Here is a 319-nt window from a genome sequence, read left to right on the forward strand (position 1 = left end):
CGCTCGGCTACACCGACATGCGCAAAGGTCTCGACGGTCTTGCCACGCTCATCCAGGAACAGCTCAAGAAGGACCCGTTCTCCGGCCATGTGTTCGTCTTCCGCGGCAAGAATGCCTCGCTTTTGATATCCTTTTTTGGGACGGACGCGAGCCCAATCCGGTGCCACAGAAGCGGAAAGGCTCTGCCGAAGCGCACGCCGCTGCCCGGTCGCCTGCCACGCGTGGAATAGTTCATCGACGTCGACAGAGCAAGGCGCTGAAGCTGCCGCACCTGAAGGACAATCCATTTGCGAAGCGCAGGCCGAAGCTCCGCAAGCAC

Annotated in this window: 1 protein-coding gene; it reads left to right on the forward strand. The window is 60.8% G+C overall.

Features of this window, described 5'->3' with window-relative positions; translation table 11 throughout:
• Positions 1-230, forward strand: a 230-nt coding sequence (gene tnpB / locus E5W87_RS36255; RefSeq protein ID WP_367118922.1) for an IS66 family insertion sequence element accessory protein TnpB, incomplete at its 5' end; no start/stop codon positions are given.
• Positions 231-319: the final 89 nt, after the last annotated feature.

It is taken from the genome of Mesorhizobium sp., from assembly GCF_004962925.1.
Lineage (GTDB): Bacteria > Pseudomonadota > Alphaproteobacteria > Rhizobiales > Rhizobiaceae > Mesorhizobium.